The sequence below is a fragment of the Pseudohalocynthiibacter aestuariivivens genome (assembly GCF_018457175.1).
Lineage (GTDB): Bacteria > Pseudomonadota > Alphaproteobacteria > Rhodobacterales > Rhodobacteraceae > Pseudohalocynthiibacter > Pseudohalocynthiibacter aestuariivivens.
The window spans coordinates 316,282-336,944 of the sequence record NZ_JAGFNU010000001.1 but is presented as its reverse complement, the minus strand read 5'-3'; the positions used below and the strand labels follow the sequence as shown (position 1 = coordinate 336,944).

Here is a 20,663-nt window from a genome sequence, read left to right as displayed (position 1 = left end):
TAAAAAATACACTACCTATCAACTGGTTTTGTTGGACAGGGCACCATCAGTTTGGAACAGTTACAAGGAACAAAAAGGAGTTTCGTTATTCTGCCCGGTGCAAGAAATCTGATCACCGATGTTGCTGGCCTGCGCGTTGGCAATGCGAGCGATGTGAAAATCAAGACCGGCTGTACGGTTTTGCTGGGCGACAAACCCTTTACCGCAGGCGTTCACATCATGGGGGGCGCCCCTGGCACACGAGAGGCGGCCCTTCTTGAACCCGACAAGCTGGTACAAGAGGTGGATGCGCTTGTTCTTTCAGGCGGCTCAGCCTTTGGTCTTGATGCGGCTTCGGGCGTTGTCGATAGCTTGCGCAAGCAAGGCAGGGGTTTTGATGTGGGTGGTCAGAAGGTGCCGATTGTACCCGCAGCAATCCTGTTCGACCTACTGAATGGCGGCGACAAGAACTGGTCTGCAAACCCCTATTCATCACTCGGCCATGCAGCTTTTGAAGCGGCTGACACGGACTTTGAGCTTGGAACAGTGGGTGCGGGTACCGGGGCAACCACCCAGACTTTGAAAGGCGGGCTTGGCTCTGCTTCGCTGGTGTTGGAAAGTGGTGTAACTGTTGGTGCGCTCGTCGCGGTCAATGCTCTGGGCAGTGCAACTGTTGGCAACCGGCCGCAGTTTTGGGCAGGACCCTTTGAGATGAATAATGAATTTGGCGGGTTTGGGGTGGTGCAAAACTTTGATCCCAGCATTGAACCCAGACCAGAAGCCAAACTTGGCGAAAGCACAACAATTGCAATCATCGCAACTGACGCTTTACTGACACAAGCACAGGCAACCAGGATGGCGACTGCTGCGCATGACGGCATGGCACGTGCTATCGTGCCTTCGCACACACCGTTAGACGGTGATCTGGTTTTTGCGGCCGCAACCGGGGAAAAGCCGCTTTCAGACCCTGTCTTTGACGCTTTGCGTCTGGGTCATGCGGCGGCAGTTTGCCTTGCCCGGGCGATTGCACGAGCTGTTTACAGCGCAACTCCCGCGCCCGGTGACACGCTGCCGTGCTGGTCCGCAATCAGCTCCCCCAGATAGGTTAAGCAAGTGCGAAAAGCGCATTTGTCAGTGAACTTTCAGAATCTGCCAATCCCTCGATAACATTGAAATGATGGAGACCGGGCGCAACTACGACCTCGGCGCGCGGCCATGCGTCGGCCAGCCATTGCGCCTGATCCAGAAAGGCCGGGCGTTCATCGCCGCCAACCCAGACAGTCACAGGAACATCACGAGGGTTTGTTTCCAGCACCGGGCTTTCAGCCGCAGCCTCAGCAGCATCCATCTGAAAATCTTCGTTCATTGTTGTTTTCAGCAGAGGTCGCAAATCGGACAGAGGTGAAATCGGAACCACCCGCTGCAAACGGCGTGACACGTCTTCGCTTAGCACAATATCCTGGCACAGCATTCGCGCAACCAGATGGCCACCGGCCGAATGGCCACTCAGAATGATCGGCCCAGCAACAAGTTCAGCGGCTTTATGAACAGCGCGCGCAATTTCCGCTGTGATTTCAGAGATACGAGCGTCGGGCACCAATGTATAAGACGGCATTGCGACAGCCCAGTCCCGTGCTGTTGCCCCGGCAGCCAGATGGGACCAAAAGGATTTGTTGAAATCGCGCCAATAGCCACCGTGCACAAACACAACAATTCCAGCGGGTCGTCCGGCGGGTAAAAATAGATCCAACAATTCGCGCGCACCTGCACCATACGAAATGTTCAAACGGGCACGGCCAATCGCATGTTCTACCTCGCGCCACTCTCTGGCTTCATCTGCCCAGCGGTCAGGATAGCTTTCCCCATCTTCAATATAGGCCCTGTTTGCATAGGCATCATCCCAATCTGTCATTATAGCGTCCCCTATTTGTGGTATGGACAAGGCTTACCTGTCGTGCTTTGTCAGCGCAATATGATCAAATGGAGGCATTCATGCTCGATTCCGTAACAAATTTAGCAAATCTGCTTAACGATCCGGCCCTTCTCGCGACAAAGGGTTATGTTGCTGGAGAATGGGTAGATGGCGAAAACGGCGAAACCTTTGATGTGTCAAACCCTGCACGCGGTGACGTGATCGTTTCCGTTGCCGACATTAGCCGCGCCCAAACCGCCGGTGCAATCGAAGCTGCGCGCATCGCGCAAAAGAAATGGGCCGCCCAAACAGCAAAAGAACGTGCCGCCATTCTGCGCAAATGGTTTGACCTGATGATCGCCAACGCTGACGATCTTGCAACAATTCTGACGGCTGAAATGGGCAAGCCCCATGCCGAAGCCAAAGGCGAAATTATATATGGCGCCTCATTTGTCGAATGGTTCGCAGAAGAAGCAAAACGCACCTACGGCGAAACCATTCCGGGCCATCAGCCGGACAAACGCATAACGGTAATCAAACAACCAATCGGCGTTGTTGGCTCTATTACCCCGTGGAATTTCCCAAACGCCATGATCACACGTAAAGCTGCGCCAGCTTTGGCGGCGGGATGCGCTTTTGTTGCGCGGCCAGCTGCGGAAACGCCGCTTTCAGCGCTGGCGCTTGGTGTGCTCGCGGACCGGGCCGGAATACCAAAAGGCGTTTTATCCGTCATTCCTTCATCACGCTCGTCCGAGATCGGCAAAGAGTTTTGCGAGAACCCAACTGTGCGCAAACTGACATTCACCGGCTCAACCGAAGTTGGGCGCATCTTGCTGCGTCAGGCCGCTGACCAAGTCATGAAATGCTCGATGGAATTGGGTGGCAACGCACCGTTCATCGTGTTTGACGACGCTGATCTTGATGCTGCGGTTGAAGGTGCAATGATTTGCAAGTTCCGCAACAACGGCCAGACCTGCGTCTGCGCGAACCGCATATACGTTCAGGCCGGGGTTTACGATGCCTTTGCAGAGAAGCTGGCAGCAGCGGTTGCTAAGCTCAATGTCGGCGATGGCCTGACTGCTGGTACAACAACTGGACCACTGATCAATACCGAAGCTGTTGCAAAGGTCGAAGAGCACCTTGCAGACGCTACATCAAAAGGTGCCAAACTAGCAGCGGGCGGGAAATCACATACCCTGGGTGGTACATTCTACGAGCCAACAATCGTAACCGGCGTGACACAAGACATGATGGTTGCACAGGACGAAACCTTTGGCCCACTTGCACCACTGTTCAAATTTGAAACAGAGGAAGAGGTCATCGAGATGGCCAATGACACCATCTTCGGGCTCGCTTCCTACTTCTACGCAAAGGACCTTAGCCGCGTTTATAAAGTGGCCGAAGCTCTGGAGTATGGCATGGTTGGTATCAATACCGGTCTGATCTCAACCGAAGTTGCGCCTTTCGGCGGTGTCAAACAGTCCGGTCTTGGTCGCGAAGGGTCACACCACGGCATCGAAGAATATCTGGAGATGAAGTATCTCTGCATGTCGGTCTGATCGGCTGACCTGACGCAAGTTCATTTCTGCAGAACGTAAGAAAAGGCGCGGTCCCTGGGCCGCGCCCTTTGCTTGTTTGCCAAAAATAATTAAAAATCTGCCAAGGATTGACCTTTGCCATGCGTCATACCCAATGTGATGCGCATGAAAACAAGTGATGAAGCTTTGGCAATTGCAGCAGCAGGCGGAGATTCTTCTGCCTTCTCGCTGCTTGTTGAACGTCACTATGACCGGCTGTTTGGCTTTGCCTTTCGGCTCACCGGTAGTCGCGTTGACGCAGAGGACCTGACACAGGACATTTGCGCAGCGCTACCCGCAAAGCTGAATGGGTTTCGCGGTGCGGCGCGGTTTACCACCTGGCTTTACAGGGTGACCGTGAACGCTGCACATGATCGCCGCCGCCGTATGGCGAGCCATGCACGCGCAGCGGACGGCTGGGGCAACTGGGAAGTCAACCGTCGCGCGGAAAATCGCGAAACGCAACAAGACATAGACTGGCTGACACAGACAATGACAACCCTGCCACCTGACCTGCGCGACACCGTGGCACTGATACTGGGTGAAGAGCTGTCCCAATCCGACGCCGCTGACGTGCTGGGCATATCGGAAGGCACCGTTGCCTGGCGCATGTCCGAAGTTAAAAAATACCTGCGCCGCATTCATGAAAAGGAGGCTCAGTCATGACAGATAAATTTGACGACCTCGACGCTCTGAAAGCCGCACTGCGTGCTGCGACGCCCGCGCCTGACCCCGCTAAAAAAGCGGCAAACCTGCGGATGGCGAAAGAAAATTTCGCTCGCGCCCAAGAATCCACCGATGCTGCACGTCTTACCTCTGATCACCCTGAAACCAAGGGGTTTATGAGAGGAGTAATGTCGATGCTTAAATCAATTTCCATGAAGGGTGCGCTAACCGCCACTACCAGCCTTGCAGCTATCGGGCTTATCGTTCTTGTTTTAGCCCCAGAAAACAAAGGGCTTTTGACGCCACCCGCCACTTTTGAACCCGTTGTTAGTACGGATCAGGACACCTCGCAAAGGGCGCAAGCTGAGCCCGTTGTAGAGCAAGAAATTGCTGCTGTGGAAGAAGATGTGAGTAAGGAACTTCAAGCCCCTTCAAGTACAAGTACCCCCTCACAGACCCAATCACTCTCGGATTCAACCTCTAATTCCGCAGCGCTCGATATATTTGTTGAAGAGCCCTTTATGTCGGAACCCGTCGCTCGAGAATCAGCCCCTATGGGCGGTCTTTTTGCCGCCGCTCCGTTAGCTACCCGCGAACGTAGGGTGGAAGGGTTTGTTGCCGATGCTATTGCGCCTCAGCCCGAAGAAAACACAGAGGCGTTTTCGAACGAGGAAACCAGCCCGCTTCAAATCACGTCGGAAAACCCGGTCTCGACCTTTTCGATTGATGTCGACACGGCCTCTTACTCCGTTGTCCGGTCTTCGCTGATGAATGGTTATTTGCCAGATCCAGATTCTGTCCGGGTTGAAGAAATGGTGAACTATTTCCCCTATGCCTATGCGGGCCCAGAGGGGGATGTTCCGTTCAACCAGACCGTGACCGTACTGCCGACCCCTTGGAACGAAGGCACCAAATTGGTTCACATCGGCATTCAGGGTCAGCTTCCTGAGGCTGAAGAACGCCCACCCCTTAATCTGGTGTTTCTGATCGACACCTCCGGGTCAATGAATCAGCCCGACAAGCTGCCACTACTGATTCAGAGTTTCCGGTTGATGCTGACAGAACTGCGCCCGGAAGATCAGGTTGCTATCGTGACCTATGCAGGCAGTGCCGGGCAGGTGCTTGAGCCAACCCCTGCGTCTGAGCGTGCAACAATAATGGAAGCGCTTAACAACCTCAGCGCCGGTGGTTCAACCGCTGGGCAGGCTGGATTGCAGCAGGCTTATGCCGTCGCCGAAGGCATGTCAAAAGACGGGGAGATTGGCCGGGTAATCCTGGCAACAGACGGTGATTTTAATGTCGGAATTTACGACCCAGATGAATTGAAAACCTATATCGAAGGCAAGCGCGACAGTGGCACCTATCTTTCGGTTTTAGGTTTTGGTCGCGGAAATCTGGATGATGCAACCATGCAGGCGCTGGCGCAAAACGGAAACGGACAGGCCGCATATATCGACACTTTGTCAGAAGCCCAAAAGGTGATGGTTGACCAGCTTTCCGGCGCACTGTTCCCAATTGCCAACGACGTGAAAATTCAGGTCGAGTTCAACCCGGCACAGATTGCCGAATATCGGTTGATTGGTTATGAAACCCGTGCTTTGCGGCGCGAGGACTTCAACAATGATGCCGTTGATGCGGGTGAGATTGGTGCAGGGCATTCAGTGACGGCGATTTACGAAGTAACGCCTGTTGGCTCTGACGCTGTTCTGACCGATGCGCTGCGCTATGCACCTGAACCTGAGACAAACGGCTCTGCCGAGCTTGGGTTTCTGAAGCTGCGCTACAAAACACCGGGCGAGGACGTGAGCCACCTGATCGAAACACCGATTCAGCAAGATCTTGGTATTGTTTCTGAAGACATCTTGTTTGCCAGCGCCATCGCCGGTTTCGGCCAATTACTGAGGAACAGTACTTACATCGGAGACTGGACTTATACTGATGCGATTGCTCTGGCGTCTGACGCACGTGGTGACGACAGCTTTGGGTATCGCAGCGAAGCGGTGACACTGATGCGCCTTGCTGAAACGCTTTCATCGAAATGATGTAGATACAGGGCAATCTAAAGCGACCCGTCGGTGGCAGAGCAGAAAATCCTTTCAAAGGATTTTGCCTCCGGCGGGGATATTTTCAGAATAAAGAAATCAGGTGACGTCTGCGTATCTGTTTACGAAATTCCGCAAAATCGCCTCTGGTGCGTGAACATCTGCTGACCGGCAAAGTTTTATTAGCCGATCCGCGTCTTCAGGTGGAAAGTACCCTCTGTGCTTGTAAATATGAATACGCGCTTCAAATTCCGCGCCATCCGCCTCTGGATGAAACTGGGTTGCATAAATATTTTCTTTGTAGCGGATCATCTGAAACGGACAGGTTGGGGACGACAGCAGATGAGTGCATCCTTTGGGCAATTCCTGCACCGCTTCTTTATGACCAACAAAGGCCCCGAAGTTTTCCGGTACATCAGAAAGCAGAGGATCATTACGACCTTCGTTCGTCACCGAACATTCAGCGGTTCCAACCTCTTCGCCATATTTTTCTTTGCTGACTGTCGCCCCTAAATGATGAGCGAGCACACCAATACCATAACAACATCCAAGAAAGGGAATGTCGTGCTCAATAATTTTTGGCATTGCGCCTAAAACTGCTTGCTCTATCCGTGCTTCTGTTTCGGATTTTTTTTCAAGGGGGTCGCTTACACATCCGGGCCCACCGCCAACGATGATCCCCGAAAAACAATCAAGGTCCAGGTTTTGCGGGATATCCTCCTGATCCAGTCGAATTCTGTGAACTTGATCTTCGCTTAGTTCACCCTTTTTCAGAAAGGCTGCAAATTCACTGTCAGAGGCTTCCGGTTCAGGGCGCAGTTGCAGGATCAGAAAAGGCTTCATAGGAATTAAAATTCTCAGATTGGATCAACTTTTCGTTCCTTACCACAGAGATCAGGGGCTTGGAACGCATCAAAAAAGACGCGCCGCGAAACGGCGCGCCTTAACAACAATTTAAAGCACTAGATTACTCAGCTGCTTCGAGCACTTTTGCACCTGACGACGCAATTTCGATACGGCGCGGCTTCAGGGCTTCGGGCACTTCGCGGATCAGATCGATATGAAGCATTCCATCAACGTGGCTCGCACCTGTGACACGCATATGGTCTGCAAGATGGAATCGCCGCTCAAACGCACGTGTCGCGATACCCCTGTGCAAAAAGGCCCGCTGCGTTTCATCCTTCTCTTTGCGGGCTGAAACGATCAGTGCGTTGTCACGAACTTCGACATTCAGGTCTGCGTCAGTGAACCCTGCAACGGCCAACGAAATACGATACGCATCATCAGCTGTTTTTTCGATATTATATGGGGGATAGGTTGGTTGGCTTACATCGCTTGTCAAAACACGGTCCATCAAATCAGCAATTTGATCAAAACCGACAGTCGCGCGGTGAAGTGGTGAAAAATCATAAGCTCGCATGGTTATCCTCCTTAGAGCAACAACAGTTCTGCCTTCCACATTGGACAGGCATTCGCATGTAACAGGCCCGACCTTCGGCACCTGCTACACATAAAATATGTCGAAAAAATCGGCTTTCAAGTCCCCTATGGACGTACGAATTTTGCGCCTGATCCTTGCTGCGCGCGGCCTTGGCCGATACGCCGGATAACCGGACCTTCCGGCGTTGGGGGACGCAAATCGTTTTGCATAGCGAGCAGCAATTCAGGAAGTGCACCATCAAGAGAAGCGCCAATCGCCACACGCCTGGTATCAAGCTCTGCTTTAGCAGAAACAACGGATACGATCTTTGGGATGCCATCAACAATTGTGAACACAGGGGCGCCCGAAGACCCGAAATCTACGTCACAAGACATAACAAGTGTACCTGACTGCCGCGCGAGGACAAAGCAGGATTCCTGAAATGCTGGTGTTTCCATACGATCATGGGCATAGGACACAACACCAACCTCATCACCCTTTGAAGGGCGATCATAGGTTTCAAAAGGTACAATTGAACCGTTTCGAATTGGTTGAACCAGCCGAAGCAGTGCAATATCGTTACGCATTTGAGGGCGGCCATCCGGATCGTAAAAATAGTCGGGGTGTACCATTGCGCTTTCCACCCAGCGATAGGCAGAGGCACGGCCGTTGCGAAGCCCGGCCAAAAACTCAATCTGAGTTGCGTCAACCATGCGGTGGGTATGTTTGTCATAAACGCAATGGGCCGCGGTAAGCACCAGATCTGGCGCAATCAACGCACCGGTGCACATGCCACTTCTTCCAATGTTCAATCTTCCGACGGCTTCCCAACCGCGACTGTCATCGCCTGTCATAAGTTGACGCAATGGGCTTGGGTCCTCTGCAAAGGCAGATGTCGAAAAGCTCAGTAAAAATGCAAAAATTGTTAGAAAAACGCGCATGATCTCTCCTATAACCAAGCCACACTAGTGGGTGCTTACGGCAGGATTACGGCAGAAATCTATCTTAGAATTGGCACATTCGGGGGGTGCTTCTTACCCTCTTCGCTGAGAGCCGGGGGCTTGGGGCCGCCTGTCGCCCAATCCAGCAATTCGACTGAATGCACAATCGGAACTTCTGTTCCCGAACCGATCTGCATCATGCACCCGATATTTCCAGCTGCGATGATATCCGGTGTCTTTGCCTCAAGGGTTTTTATTTTTCGTGCTTTCAGTTCTTTGGAAATTTCCGGCTGCATGAGGTTGTAAGTCCCTGCCGAGCCGCAGCAAAGATGCGCATCGGCCGGCTCCAAAACTGTAAACCCAGCGCGTTTCAATAGTGTTTTGGGATACGTTTTGATCTGCTGGCCATGTTGCAATGAACAAGCTGCATGATAGGCAACGCGTAAACCTTTGTCCGCACCTTCAGGCAGATCGAGTTGCATCAGAACTTCGCTCACATCCATCGCCAGTTCCGACACCTTTGCAGCATCCGCAGCCAACAGGTCATTGCGGAACATATGTCCATAGTCTTTGACGGTTGTGCCACATCCGGAGGTGTTGATGACAATCGCATCCAGACCGTCACCTTTCACCTCTGCCATCCATGCCGAAATGTTCTTTGCAGCGGCCTCGTGACTTTCTTCTTCTTTGCCCATGTGATGCACCAAAGCCCCACAACACCCCATTCCGCGCGCAATCACCACGTCGCAACCTAACCGCTGTAGCAGCCTGATGGTGGCATCGTTGATATCGGTATTAAGCGCCTTTTGTGCACAGCCCGTCATAAGCGCGACACGTTTCTTACGCTCCCCGATCGCCTTAAAAACCTGCGGATCATCATTGCGGCTGACTGGCGGAATTTTCTTCGGCGCCATCTCGAGCATCGCTTTAAGGCGCGCATCCGGCATCAAACCAGCGAAAGGTCGTCCGATCTTTGCGCCAAGCAAGGCCAAACGAAACCGCGTTGGATAGGGAAGAATGCGCGCAAGCAACCACCGTAGCGCCCTGTCCGAAAAGGGCCGCTTATACGTCTTTTCAATGTAGGCACGCGCCTGATCAACCAGATGCATGTAGTGCACCCCGGACGGGCAGGTCGTCATGCAGGCAAGGCAGGAAAGACAGCGATCAATATGTTTAACCGTCTTCTCATCGGCTGGCCGGCCAGTTTCCAGCATTTCTTTGATCAGGTAAATCCGACCACGCGGTGAATCAAGCTCATCCCCAAGCACCTGATATGTCGGACATGTCGCGGTACAAAAACCACAATGTACGCAACTGCGCAAAATCTCATTCGCACGCTCTATCGCCGGGTCTTTCATCTGCTCAGGGGTAAAGTTGGTTTGCATTTCGTTCCTCAGAAAAACCCGTCACGCCCGTTGGGACACTTCAATTCAATCAACCCATCAAGCCCGGATTGAAAATTCCGTTGGGGTCAAATTTCGCGCGTAATCCTGCGCTGATTGCGGCCAGCGGGGTAGGTTCCGGATGAAATGTTCCAAGCTGTTTTTTGGTTTTGTCGTCCGCGCGAACGAGCGTTGCATGGCCACCAAATTCCCCGAGACGCGCACGCAGGTCTGTCCCTTTTGGCAAAAGGACCCATACCAGACCGCCGCCCCAATCATACAAAACCCCATCAGCCTCTGCGCGCGCTGCGAGCTCCGGTGCATCGGAAGGTTTGACAGAAATTCGCCAAACATCCCCTTCCTGATTGTGAAATGCTTCAACATCACGCACCCATTTCCAGCCAGCTGTGGTTCTTTCTGGGTCTCTTTCGACCACAGTTTCACCAAAACCACCCAATAATTTCTGCATTTCAGCTAAACGATAGGAAACCGAATTCTCAAAACCCTCCAGCCGGATCATTGTCACCGGATGCCCATCAATCCCCTTCGGCGCATGAGCTGCGCCGGAAACTTCATAAGGTGAGCCTAAGGCCTGCGAAAGTGCGCGCACCGCGTCTCTGTCGCTCAGACCATTTATCAAAACGACACCTGTACTTTCTACTTTCGGCAGCACTTTGAATGAAACCTCGCTCATTGCGCCAAGCGTGCCGTAGCTACCAGCCAAGAGCTTAACCAAATCGTACCCGGTCACATTCTTCATGACGCGGCCGCCGTTTTTGATAACCGTACCCTGCCCATCCACAAATCGAACGCCAAGCAAAAAATCGCGCGCTGCACCAACCTGAATACGCCTCGGGCCGGAAACATTCGCAGCAACGACACCACCAATTGTGGGCGTTCCCTTTGTGCTCAACAAACCACGGTGATCCATAGGCTCAAACGCCAACCGCTGGCCTTCAGCAGAAAGTGCTGCCTCGATTTCTGCCAAAGGAGTGCCTGCCTGCGCAACCATTGTCAGCGCGCCCGGCTCATATAATGTGATACCAGACAGTCCTGACAGATCCAGTAAATCGCTCTCAGCAACGAATCCAACAGCGCGCGTTCCACCACCCCGAATGCGAACGGACTCCTGAACATCCCAGATCATTTCTGCCAGATTTGCTTCATTATCCGGGCGCATTACACACTTCCTTGAATTTCTTTTTCCCGAATACATCCTCGGGGGTGAATTGCCCGTAAGGGCAAGAGGGGGCAGAAAGCCCCCGTCTGTAGCCTAAACAAGGTCTCACGCGGCTCTCCGCGACGCTGTCGACTTCAGTGGAAAAACTTTAGCCGGGTTCAACAACCATTCCGGATCGAACACATCTTTCACCCGAAGCTGAACTTCAATGTCCTCGGCGGTAAACTGATCGTACATAAGGTCACGCTTTTCCACACCAACCCCATGTTCTCCGGTCAGACACCCCCCTGCCTCAACGCATAGCCGCAGAATATCTGCGCCGAATTCTTCGCACAGTTCCAAATCTCCGGGTTTATTCGCATCAAACAAAATAAGCGGGTGCATGTTTCCGTCACCTGCATGGAAAACATTCGCCACATCAAGCCCGTATTCTTTCGACAACTCGCCGATCCTGCGCAGAACGAACGGCAGGCTCGTCACCGGAATTGTTCCATCCAGACACATGTAATCGTTGATCTGACCCATCGCGCCAAATGCAGATTTGCGCCCAAGCCAGATTTTTGCGCTTTCCTCGGCAGATTTACTTTCGCGCAACTCAACAGGGTTATGGCGGCGGGCAATTTCCATGATCAGTCCCAACTGATGTTCAATTTCCGCGCCTGACCCTTCGACTTCAACAATAAGTAAGGCTTCGACATCCGGGTAACCCGCCCCGGCAAAGGCCTCACACGCACGTATGCAAGGCCGATCCATAAATTCAATTGCGACTGGTAAAACACCTGCCTTAATGATGTCACTGACGCAGGCCCCCGCAACTTCGTTACTGTCGAACCCCATCAAGACAGGCCGTGCCCCTTCAGGTTTACGCAATATCCGCAACGTCGCTTCCGTTACAACACCAAGCTGACCTTCGGACCCACAGATCAGGCCCAGCAAGTCCAAGCCACCAGCGTCAAGATGCGCACCGCCAATCTCAACGACCGTGCCGTCCATAAGCACAAGTGTAACGCCAAGCAGATTGTTTGTCGTCACCCCGTATTTCAGGCAATGCGCTCCACCTGAATTCATAGCAATATTACCTGCAATTGCGCAGGCTAGCTGAGACGAAGGATCTGGCGCGTAAAAGAAACCTTCTTCTTCGACCGCCCCGGAAACACTCAGGTTCGTGCGCCCGCTCTGAACCCGTATCGTCCTGTTTTCGTAGTCTGTGTCTAACACTTCATTCAGCCGTGCCACACCCAAAATGACACAGTCAGCAGTTGGCAATGCGCCGCCTGCCAGAGACGTACCAGACCCTCGTGGAACCACGGGGACCCCTTCGGCCTGACAAACCTTTAAAACCGCTGACACCTCTTCTGTGGATGCAGGCAAGACCACGCAGAGAGGCGGGCACTTATAAGCCGTCAGTGCATCGCATTCATAAGCGCGCGTCTCTTCCGGAGCGTCAATCACCGCGTCATGCGGCAGCACTTCGCGCAGCCGCGCCACAATAATTTCCTTCTTAGCCAATATGGCCGGATCAGGGGTCGGCATCTCCATCAGCAGTCTCCAACTCAACACTATAATTGGTCTCAACACTATAATTGGTAATTAAATATAACCAATTTTCACGTCTGGCAAGTAGATTCCCTTAAGACTAGAGTGCAAACATGGAACTTATCGAACGACTACAGTTTTTCAATGCGCTTGATGTTTTCTCCGTTTGCCTTCTTGTCATTGCATGGGCGGGTATTGATCTTCTTATCGAAAACCCCGGTGCTAAACGACCCTCGGTCGCTACATTGATGGCTGACTATCGGCGCGCATGGTTTGAACAACTTATAACACGCGATCCACGCATTTTTGATTCAAATATCCTCTCAATTATGCGGCAGGGCGCATCATTTTTTGCGTCAGCCTGTATGATAGCAATTGGCGGTGGGCTTGCTCTGATTGGAAATACTGAAAGCCTGCTTGGAGTCGCCAGCGACCTGACCCTTCAGGCGGCTCCGGCAATCGTTTGGGAAGTTAAACTATTGGTCATCTTACTTTTCGTTGCCAACGCGTTTCTGAAATTTGTATGGTCGCTCCGTCTGTTCGGGTATTGTGCTGTCGTCATGGCGTCTGTTCCCAATGACCCGACAGACCCAGACGCAGCGGTTCGGGCAGCACAGGCTGCAGAAATAAACATTACGGCATCGCGCAGTTTCAACCGCGGCATGCGATCTATCTATTTTGCCCTGTCGGCCGTCGCTTGGTTACTTGGCGCATGGGCACTCATCGTTGCGGTCGCGATAACGCTGATCATGCTGTGGCGGCGCGAGTTCGCCTCTCATTCACGCACAATTCTTTTACCGTCACATACACAGGACACGTCCAAAGAATGAAATATCTCGCATTGCTCTTGTCACTTGTTGCGACACCTTCCCTCGCAGACGCACCCTCTGTTGAGCAGATCACCGCAACGCCTACAGCATTGGGCTGGACGTTTTCAGTAACACTACGCCACAAAGACACCGGTTGGGACGACTACGCAGACGGTTGGCGTATCGAAACATCTGACGGTGAGGAGCTTGGAATTCGCGTACTGGGGCATCCACATGTTACAGAGCAGCCCTTTACGCGCTCCCAGTCCGGGATCGTGATTCCCGATAACATAACAACAGTCTACATACGTGCGCGCACCAATGTAGAAGGCTGGGCAGAGTCACGGACAGAGTTCAAATTGCCATAGCTCAACTGATCATTTGGAAAGAAGCAATTTCTTCTTCCAAAAATATCCCCGCGCGGAGCGCAAATCTGCACGAAGTGCCAGAAGATGTGGCGCGGAACGCGCCTCAATAATCGTTACCGTCGCCCCTCGCGCAGCCAGGCACCAAGCATAAACGCTGCGGCTAAGAGCAAAGACAGCCACGCCGGCAATAGGGGATGAACAGTCACATCTGTGGTCAGATAAGCGCCGCGTGGGGTCAGACCGACCCAGCCTCGCCCGGCTGCCGGGCGGCCCCAGCGTACATTCCGCAAACCCGGAAGACCCTCTTCAAGCTTAACAACCCCACCTCGGGTCTCGTCAACGACTGGTGCCAGGACATCACCAGTTGCAATCGTTTGCACAAACTCGCGCGGCGCAGCCGGGCCAAGCGCAATGACTGCGTCTTTCGTACCATCCGAAAGACGGTACAACCCAATCTCCGGTCCATCAAAATCAGCTTGGTAGCGTCCTGGGGCAGTTTGCGCCATGGGCACAGTCACAAGTTCGCCACCTGGCGTTGTGATCTCAACATCAGCAGCAGAATCTTCGAGAGTTCGCCGGATAACAGTCATCGATTGACCGCGTGCTTCAGCCCAAAGCGCTTCTTCTTCAAGTTCCGGTTCTTTCATCATCCAATGCGCTAACCTGCGTAGTAGCTCAAGCTGTGGTCCGCCTCCTTCATACCCGCGTGTCCAAAGCCATGACTGGTCCGATGCCAATAGCGCAACACGACCTTCGCCAACTCGATCAAGTACGAGCAATGGTTTATCTTCTGTCCCGGTCATAACGGTTTGTCCGCTTTCGGACGGCTGCAACTCAACGAGCCTGAACCACCTTCCCCATCCGGGACCTGTACCAGGTTCGACGTTCTCCCGTTCCGGGGCAAAAGTCTCGAGCCCTTCGGTTACGGGGTGCCTTTGACCTGTTAGCGAAATCTGTGGTGTAAACCCTTCTTCGATCACCCGTGCCGTTGGTCGCGCAGGCAAAATTTGCGCTAGCGGCGAATGATAAAGACTGTCAGCCGATGCAAAATCAACACCTGCCGCAACCAGAACCGCACCCCCGCGTTCAACGTATCGGCGCACGTTTTCCAGATAAATTTCCGGCAATATCCCGCGCCGCTTGTAACGGTCGAAAATGATAAGATCGAACTCGTCAATCTTCTCCAAAAACAGCTCACGCGTTGGAAACGCAATCAGCGACAACTCGTTCACGGGCACGCCATCCTGCTTTTCAGGTGGCCGTAAAATCGTGAAGTGCACCAGATCAACTGAACTGTCCGACTTCAGCAAATTACGCCATGTACGCTCACCGGGGTGCGGCTCGCCAGAGACCAATAAAACCCTCAAACGGTCTCGCACCCCGTTAATCTGAACGATCGCGGCGTTATTCCGGTCCGTAAGCTCTTCGGGCATTTCGGGTGTGCTGAACTGCAAGGTATTCATCCCGCCATGGGGCAAGGTCAGAGGCAAATCCAGATTTTCCCCAATAGGAATTTCAAATACCTGCGGGTCCTGCCCGTCTATTGAAATGTGCAGATCAGCGGTTTGTCGTATACCCAGAGGCACCGCTCCCTGGTCTTCAATCCTAAGCGTGAGCGTTAGCTGCTCACCCAGGATGGCAAAGGCGGGCGCGTTTTTTACAACAAGCCTACGGTCCCAATCTGTCGCGCGTCCTGACAACAATGCGTGAAGCGGCGCAGGTAAATCAGGTGCGAGTTCAGCATCGTGAATTTGCCCGTCCGTTAGCAGAAACACACCTGCCAACCGATCGCTTGGTATATCTGCCAGGGCCTCAGACAACGCGGCCATCAGCAATGATCCGGTGTCTCTTTCACCATCGAGCAGCGTAGCAACACGCAACTCTGTATCTGCGCGCGCCTCTATGCGTTCTTTCATTCGCTCAAGCGCCGCGGCGCTCTGCTCTCTTCGTTCGCCAATTCCCTGGCTCGCGGTGCTGTCGACCACGAGCAGCACAATATCAGACAAAGCTTCGCGTTCTTCTTGTTGCCAGGACGGGTTCGAAAGAGCCCCGGTTAAAATCAATACTGCACAGCCACGCAACGGCCAGCCCGCCAATCCACGCCAAAGCGCAAAGCAAAGCGCGATCACCATAACAGCAGAAACTGAAGCCAAGATACTCCAGGGTAAAAGGGGGTCAAAAATAATGCTGTTCGCCATGTTCATTGCCCCAGCCGATCCAGCAAAGCGGGAACGTGAACCTGATCCGATTTGTAGTTTCCAGTCAGCACATGCATGATCAGATTGACGCCAAACCGCTTAGCGATCTCACGTTGTCTTTCACCCGCATACCCACGTCCGATTGGAAACATCCGATTGCCCCCATCATCGACCGCCCAGGCAGAGGCCCAGTCATTACCGCCGATCACAACCGGCGTCACCCCGTCGTTTAGGTTGCGAAATGGCATTCCCTCGACCTGTTCTGCATCAGGGGGTGCAGCTTCGACCCAGACATTCCGGCTCGCGTAGCGGCCGGGAAAATCTTGCAACAGGTAAAACGTGCGAGTCAGAACATGGTCGGCCGGAACACGTTCGAGCGGGGGAATATCAAGTGACCAGGCCAGTTGTTGCAACTTCTGCCCGTTCGGGCCTCCGCCACGCCCACCAGCAATATCACTGTCTCTTGTATCAAAAAGGATCATGCCGCCGTTGCGTAGATACCGGTTCAACTTTCCATATGCCTCATCTGACGGAAGCGGCTGATCTGGTGTTACCGGCCAATAAAGGAAGGGAAAGAACGAAAGCTCATCACGCTCAAGATCAATCGAGATCGGAGGTGCAGGTTCAATCGACGTACGGCTGTTCAGCACTTGTGAAAGACCTACCAACCCTGCCCGAGCGACGCGATCAATTTCGCCATTGCCCGTAATAACATGTGCTAGCACCACCTCAGAGGTTGCAATAATTGCAAAATCATCCTGCGCGCGCGCCTCAGGTGCTATTAACATCACGCAAAGCAGGACAGCTGCAGCATTACTTACGCGAGGGCCTCGAAGACGCCCGGCAAGCCCGAGCGACGCAAATATATCAACTAGCAAGAAAAGAAGTGCCGCCATTAAAAACATACTTTTCAAAGCGGTTTCAGCCGCGCGACCAAGCCCTTCAACACGCTGACCAACAGGCCAGCTGGTCGTTTTCAGTTCCGTTTCCTGATCGATTGCATTCAAGGCTATTCGCCTGTCGCGGCTTGCGTAAAGACCAGGTGGCATCGCTCGCATCGGTTTGCCAGCGGCCAAAGTCTCGCCAGCGATACCCGCCATCGCGCCAGCATCATCCAACTGGCCAAAGGCATCCAAGACTTTTTCTGCAACCCAGGTCGTGCTTGCCAGATCTTCCTCACCACGATCAAAAGATCCGCTAGAAACTGCCAGCCGTTCGAGCATACCTACGAACAGCCCGGACAAAGGTAATGTTGACCATTCCGCATTCGCTGTAACGTGAAACAAGACGACCTGCCCGTCACCCAAAGCTTTGCGTGTTACCAAAGGCGTGCCATCCGTAAGCGAGGCGATCACACGCTCAGCCAGTTCCGGGTCAGGCTGGGCAACTACCTGCGCGTTAACACGAACGTCATCAGGTATTTCAAGTCCGTAAAACACGGTGTCTTCTGCAAAAGGTAAAAGCCCTTTGGGCGATCCCCAACTCATCGCGCCGCCAACGCTGCGCCCACCGCGCCGCAGCCTCACAGGCATCAGAATATCTTCGCTGTCCCGACTGATATCACTTGCTGCAAGCCGGGGACCGGCAAAGCGCAACAGCAACCCACCCTTAGCAACCCATTCAGCGACATCGCGCGATTCACCTTCTGACAAAGTTGCGACATCCGCGAGGACAATCACATCCGGATTTGCCAGCAAGACATCGCTCAGCACCCCATCAATCAAATCTGCCGTCGGTACCAAGGCCTTCTTGAGGTAGTGAAGCGGTGAAAGCAGTTCCAACCCTTCGCGGTCTTCACGCCCGGCAATTAGGGCAACCTCACGACGGCGCAAACTGTCATCGGCCAGCGTCACTGCTGCGGCTGAACGCACGCCAACTAATGCAAACCGGGAGATCCTGTTTCGAAGTTCCGGGGGAAGGCTAAAAGCCACATCAGCCGTTTCCTCACCCAATCCAAAACGGAGATCAGCGCGTGCCAGCTCACGTTCCTGACCGCTGGGGTCAAGCCCGATTGCCGAAATTGAAAAATCCCTGGCTTCCCCAGTTTCAGAGCGTATGGCCTCTACCTTAACAACGCCATCTTCGAAGACAACCGGCCTAAGTGCATGAACTGTATTTTCTCCTTCAAAGACCGTGACAGCGCCGTACGTTTCCAAAGATTCCAACAATTCTGCGCGGCCAGAACGTTCCAGGCCGTCGGATATCCAAAAGGTCTCGAACTCTGCGTCTCCCAGTTCCGCCAGCCAGTTTTCCAGCTCTTCTAAGTTAGGTTCCCATGGACGTGGCTGAACACCCGCCAAACGCTCTGCCCAGACGCCGGCCGCTTGAAATAGCACCGGCCCTTTATCAGGCTCTGTCAGGGTCATTACGGCAACGGGCCGTCCAGCACGTCCGGCTTCAGCCAGCAAACCTGCGATCCGGTCTTGCCTAGCGCGCCAATCTCGTGCGTCGGCCCATGTACCATCAACAACAATCATAAGTGGCCCGTCACCGCTGCGTGCGGATTCCGGGTTTAGGACCGGACCCGCAAAACCAATGATGATTGCAGCCACCGCCAACATCCGCAAAAGCAACAACCACCACGGCGTTTTATCACTCAGGCTTTCGTCGTCAGTAAGTCCCAGCAAAAGCGCAACACCGGGGAACCGCCGCCGAATTGGGGCCGGGGGAATAGCGCGCAAAATAAACCAAAGAATAGGGAGCGCGACCAAAGCCCAAAGCAGCCACGGCAGCGCAAATCCAACGGGACCAAACATCACCATCAGTTTCTCCGTTCCAGTGAACGATAAAGCCATAACAATGCGGATTGCGCTCCTTGGTTTGTGTGGCGGCACTCAAAGTGCCAGCCGGTCGCACGCGCCAAAGACCGCAACGCATCTTTACGCGCCGCCAAGCGATCAAGATAGCGCCCGCGAAGATCGCTCGCCTTAAGCGTTTCATGCCTCAGCTTTCCGGCCATACTCTCAAAAATGGTACGGCCATCAAACGGAAAAGCTTCTTCCTGAGGATCAAGTATCTGAAGCAATGCCCCACGCACGCCTCTGTCTGCTGCTTTGGTAAGGGCCGCTTCAACCGGCGCAAAATCACCCAGAAAATCTGACAAGAACACCGCCCGAACATTTGGCCGCAAACCTGTCAACTGTGGCGCGCCATAGTCCCTGTCACTTTCTTCAAACGACAGTGTTTCCGCCATTCGAAGCAATTGAGCCTCACCAGATCTGGGCGGGGTATCGCTATCTGCCAGACCAACGCGTTCGCCCGCACGTACCAATAAAATGGACGCAGCCAACGCCAATACCTTCGCGCGTGCGCCCTTTTCTGGCAGGTTTTTATCTGATGAAAAATCCATCGATGCTGCGGTATCAGGCCAAAGAAGAACACTTTGTGCAGCTTGCCATTCCCTTTGGCGGATAAAGTGTACGTCAGATTTGGCAGAACGCCGCCAATCAATTTGTCGGGTCTCATCACCTTCGACGGCCGGACGGTACTGCCAGAATTCGTCACCCGCACCTGCCTGCCTGCGGCTATGCTCACCCAGCAAAACCGTCGCCGCCAGCTTTTCTGCTTCTGCAAGAAGCGGGGGTAAAGGTGCGGCGAGCTCTGCCGCGCCGCGTCGAAGATGACGAGCTGTCTTCACGCAGCAGCCTCGATTCTCATTACCTCTTCGGAAATTCTCTCAATCAATGAACCTAGCTCTTCGCCCCGTGCGCGCGCCGCGAAGGTAAGCGCCATCCGATGGGACAGTACGGGCCGCGCCATTTTCACAACATCTTCAGCAGAAGGCACGAGCCGCCCTTCAAGCAACGCTTGCGCCCTGACAGTCAGCATCAAAGCCTGTGCCGCTCTTGGCCCCGGCCCCCAGGCAACTGAATCTCGCACAATCTGTGCCACACCAGCTTCCTCAGGTCGGAATGCCCTGACAAGATCAAGAATTGTCTCGACCACTGCTTCCCCGACAGGCATCCGTCGCAATAGAGTTTGCGCTTTCAGCAATTCCTTGTCAGTAAACACCTGTTCAGAAACGGCTTCTTCTATCCCGGTTGTCGCCAACAAAATGTCGCGCTCTGTGTCGCGATCAGGATAATCAACATCAATCTGCACAAGAAACCGATCAAGCTGCGCCTCTGGCAAAGGATAAGTGCCCTCCTGCTCAATCGGGTTTTGTGTTGCAAGAACATGAAAGGGTACACCAAGCGCGCGATGCTCACCCGCAATGGTGACTTCCTTTTCCTGCATTGCCTGCAATAGGGCAGATTGCGTTCTTGGGCTTGCACGGTTGATCTCATCCGCCATTAAAAGCTGGCAAAAAACCGGACCCTCGATGAAACGGAATGCCCGCTCTCCGCCCTTTTTCTTTTCCAGCACTTCTGAGCCGAGGATATCAGCAGGCATCAGATCAGGCGTGAACTGAATGCGATTGCCGTCAAGCCCCATCACTTTTGCCAGTGTGTCGACCAAAAGCGTCTTGCCAAGTCCGGGCAACCCGATCAGCAAACCATGGCCACCACACAGCAAGGCCGTCAATGCAAGGTCTACGACCCGTTCTTGTCCGATAAAACGCTTGGTAATACTGGCCTTTGCCAGCGCAAGTTTTTCACCCAGCGCCTCAATGTCTGCAACAAGATTTTCGGCCTCAGCCATGGCATGACTCCC

The 20,663-nt window shown here is 53.5% G+C and carries 17 protein-coding genes; 6 read left to right on the top strand and 11 right to left on the bottom strand.

The features are described 5' to 3' along the window. The first annotated feature begins 87 nt into the window (after positions 1 to 87). The gene (locus J4E70_RS01735) at positions 88 to 1,083 is read left to right on the top strand and encodes a P1 family peptidase (protein ID WP_213887758.1); all 996 of its coding nucleotides are present in this window, start codon (positions 88 to 90) and stop codon (positions 1,081 to 1,083) included. A 1-nt stretch (position 1,084) separates the two neighbouring features. Here J4E70_RS01735 and J4E70_RS01730 read toward each other — a convergent pair whose 3' ends face one another. Further along, a complete protein-coding gene (locus tag J4E70_RS01730) occupies positions 1,085 to 1,891 on the bottom strand; it encodes an alpha/beta hydrolase (protein ID WP_213887332.1) in 807 nt (268 codons plus the stop codon). Positions 1,892 to 1,971: 80 nt separating this feature from the next. On the opposite strand from J4E70_RS01730, the gene J4E70_RS01725 reads away from it, so the two are divergent. The 3 genes from J4E70_RS01725 to J4E70_RS01715 all read left to right on the top strand — a co-directional run bounded on the left by J4E70_RS01725 (position 1,972) and on the right by J4E70_RS01715 (position 6,176). Continuing rightward, positions 1,972 to 3,450 (top strand): NAD-dependent succinate-semialdehyde dehydrogenase, encoded by a 1,479-nt coding sequence (locus tag J4E70_RS01725; protein WP_213887331.1) that lies wholly within the window; start codon positions 1,972 to 1,974, stop codon positions 3,448 to 3,450. A gap of 144 nt (positions 3,451 to 3,594) precedes the next feature. Further along, positions 3,595 to 4,134, top strand: a complete 540-nt coding sequence (locus tag J4E70_RS01720) for an RNA polymerase sigma factor (protein WP_213887330.1) — start codon at positions 3,595 to 3,597, stop codon at positions 4,132 to 4,134. After that, on the top strand, positions 4,131 to 6,176 hold the full coding sequence (locus tag J4E70_RS01715) for a vWA domain-containing protein (RefSeq protein WP_213887329.1): 2,046 nt from the start codon (positions 4,131 to 4,133) through the stop codon (positions 6,174 to 6,176). Before J4E70_RS01720 ends, J4E70_RS01715 begins: the two co-directional genes overlap by 4 nt. Before the next feature lie 99 nt (positions 6,177 to 6,275). On the opposite strand, the gene J4E70_RS01710 is transcribed toward J4E70_RS01715, so the two are convergent. The 6 genes from J4E70_RS01710 to J4E70_RS01685 all read right to left on the bottom strand — a co-directional run bounded on the left by J4E70_RS01710 (position 6,276) and on the right by J4E70_RS01685 (position 12,638). Next, positions 6,276 to 7,019: a glutamine amidotransferase gene (locus J4E70_RS01710; protein WP_213887328.1), complete on the bottom strand. Its 744-nt coding sequence runs from the start codon at positions 7,017 to 7,019 to the stop codon at positions 6,276 to 6,278. A 124-nt stretch (positions 7,020 to 7,143) separates the two neighbouring features. After that, positions 7,144 to 7,596 carry an Hsp20 family protein gene (locus J4E70_RS01705; protein ID WP_213887327.1) on the bottom strand — a complete coding sequence of 151 codons (453 nt, stop codon included), beginning with the start codon at positions 7,594 to 7,596 and terminating at the stop codon, positions 7,144 to 7,146. Positions 7,597 to 7,721: 125 nt separating this feature from the next. Further along, positions 7,722 to 8,537: a trypsin-like serine peptidase gene (locus J4E70_RS01700; protein WP_213887326.1), complete on the bottom strand. Its 816-nt coding sequence runs from the start codon at positions 8,535 to 8,537 to the stop codon at positions 7,722 to 7,724. 59 nt (positions 8,538 to 8,596) lie between these two features. After that, entirely contained in the window at positions 8,597 to 9,922 is a 1,326-nt protein-coding gene (glcF, locus tag J4E70_RS01695) for a glycolate oxidase subunit GlcF (RefSeq protein WP_213887325.1), read from the bottom strand. A gap of 49 nt (positions 9,923 to 9,971) precedes the next feature. Continuing rightward, positions 9,972 to 11,099, bottom strand: coding sequence for an FAD-binding protein (locus tag J4E70_RS01690; RefSeq protein WP_213887324.1), 1,128 nt, complete (start codon positions 11,097 to 11,099; stop codon positions 9,972 to 9,974). Between the two features lie 105 nt (positions 11,100 to 11,204). Further along, positions 11,205 to 12,638, bottom strand: coding sequence for an FAD-linked oxidase C-terminal domain-containing protein (locus J4E70_RS01685; protein WP_213887323.1), 1,434 nt, complete (start codon positions 12,636 to 12,638; stop codon positions 11,205 to 11,207). Positions 12,639 to 12,748: 110 nt separating this feature from the next. Here J4E70_RS01685 and J4E70_RS01680 point away from each other — a divergent pair, with 110 nt between their 5' ends. Together J4E70_RS01680 and J4E70_RS01675 are read left to right on the top strand one after the other, a co-directional pair. After that, complete coding sequence (locus J4E70_RS01680; protein WP_213887322.1) at positions 12,749 to 13,465, top strand: DUF599 domain-containing protein; 717 nt, start codon at positions 12,749 to 12,751, stop codon at positions 13,463 to 13,465. Then, on the top strand, positions 13,462 to 13,812 hold the full coding sequence (locus tag J4E70_RS01675; protein ID WP_213887321.1) for a hypothetical protein: 351 nt from the start codon (positions 13,462 to 13,464) through the stop codon (positions 13,810 to 13,812). Before J4E70_RS01680 ends, J4E70_RS01675 begins: the two co-directional genes overlap by 4 nt. 113 nt (positions 13,813 to 13,925) lie before the next feature. On the opposite strand, the gene J4E70_RS01670 is transcribed toward J4E70_RS01675, so the two are convergent. The 4 genes from J4E70_RS01670 to J4E70_RS01655 are packed head-to-tail and all read right to left on the bottom strand — an operon-like array spanning position 13,926 to position 20,651. After that, positions 13,926 to 16,010, bottom strand: coding sequence for a hypothetical protein (locus J4E70_RS01670; protein WP_213887320.1), 2,085 nt, complete (start codon positions 16,008 to 16,010; stop codon positions 13,926 to 13,928). 2 nt (positions 16,011 to 16,012) lie between these two features. Then, entirely contained in the window at positions 16,013 to 18,772 is a 2,760-nt protein-coding gene (locus J4E70_RS01665) for a DUF4159 domain-containing protein (RefSeq protein WP_213887319.1), read from the bottom strand. Further along, positions 18,772 to 19,647 (bottom strand): DUF58 domain-containing protein, encoded by an 876-nt coding sequence (locus tag J4E70_RS01660; protein ID WP_213887318.1) that lies wholly within the window; start codon positions 19,645 to 19,647, stop codon positions 18,772 to 18,774. Before J4E70_RS01660 ends, J4E70_RS01665 begins: the two co-directional genes overlap by 1 nt. After that, complete coding sequence (locus tag J4E70_RS01655) at positions 19,644 to 20,651, bottom strand: AAA family ATPase (protein ID WP_213887317.1); 1,008 nt, start codon at positions 20,649 to 20,651, stop codon at positions 19,644 to 19,646. The genes J4E70_RS01660 and J4E70_RS01655 overlap by 4 nt, the downstream gene beginning before the upstream one ends. Between the last annotated feature and the right edge of the window lie 12 nt (positions 20,652 to 20,663).